The organism is Actinomycetota bacterium, assembly GCA_005774595.1.
Classification (GTDB): Bacteria; Actinomycetota; Coriobacteriia; order Anaerosomatales; family D1FN1-002; genus D1FN1-002.
Window position 1 is genome coordinate 1 of record VAUM01000484.1, and the last position, 1,129, is coordinate 1,129.

General features: G+C 68.6%; 1 protein-coding gene. It reads left to right on the plus strand.

Going from position 1 to position 1,129, the window contains the following annotated elements; translation table 11 throughout:
• Positions 1-348: 348 nt before the first annotated feature.
• Positions 349-1,129 (plus strand): ATP-binding protein (locus FDZ70_11160; GenBank protein TLM65360.1); only part of this gene is annotated, 781 nt, incomplete at its 3' end.

The following is a 1,129-nucleotide window of genomic DNA, read 5'->3' on the forward strand; positions in this document are numbered from 1 at the left end:
GTCCACGCCTCGAGCGCTCCCGCTTCCGGCGACGTGACCGAGTCGGGCCGAGGCGTAGCGGGGCCGACGGAGCTGTTCCCGGCGGATGCCGTGACCGAGTACTTGAGAATGCAGACTGGTGCGGCGCCGGACACGTTGCAGGTCGTCGCTCGCTACGAGGATGCGGCGGAAGGTGGGCCGGGGCCGAGAGGCTCTACTCCGACTCTCACAATCCGAGTGCAGTAGTCGGAGTTGTCGTACAGGGGCGTGTGTTCGCGCCGCGCAGGCCCGCTCGCGCCTTGACTATCTCAGCGCATTGAGTTATTTATCTCAGTACGTTGAGTTATCACGCCCGCCGCAGGTGAGCCAATGTACGAACGCGCTCTCGTCTCGATCATCAGCGCCCGCCTCGCCGAGTCGCGCCGGACCATCCAGGTCGTTCTCGGGCCGCGCCAGGTCGGCAAGACGACCGCGGTGCGTCAGGCGCTCGAGCGCGTGCGCGTGCCGTGGCACTGCGCCTCGGCCGACACCGCCACCTCGCAATCGCCCGCTTGGCTCGACGAGCAGTGGGCGCAAGGCCGCAACCTCGCGGCGGGGGGTTCCGCGGTCCTCGTGATCGACGAGGTCCAGAAGGTCCCGGACTGGTCGGCGTGGGTCAAGCGGCTCTGGGACGAGGACACCTTCCACGAGCGCGACCTGAAGGTCGTGCTCCTCGGCTCGTCGCCGCTGCTCATGCAGCAGGGGCTGTCCGAGAGCCTCGCGGGGCGGTTCGAGGTCCTTCCCGCGACGCACTGGACGTGGGCCGAGTGCGAAGCGGCGTTCGGCTGGGACCTCGACACCTGGATCTTCCACGGCGGCTACCCCGGCGGCGCGCCGTATCTCGGCGAGCCCGCGCGCTGGCGGGACTTCATCGTGAACGGCATCGTCGAGGCGACCGTCTCGCGAGACGTGCTGCTGATGACGCGGATCGACAAGCCCGCGCTGCTGCGGCGGGTTTTCGGACTGGCCTGCGAATACTCTGGGCGCGAGCTCACCTTCGAGAAGATGCGCGCCGGTCTGCACGACGCCGGCAACACCACCACGGTCGCGCACTACCTCGACCTGCTCGATGCGGCTGGGTTGGTGGGCGCGTTGCAGAAGTACTCGGGGC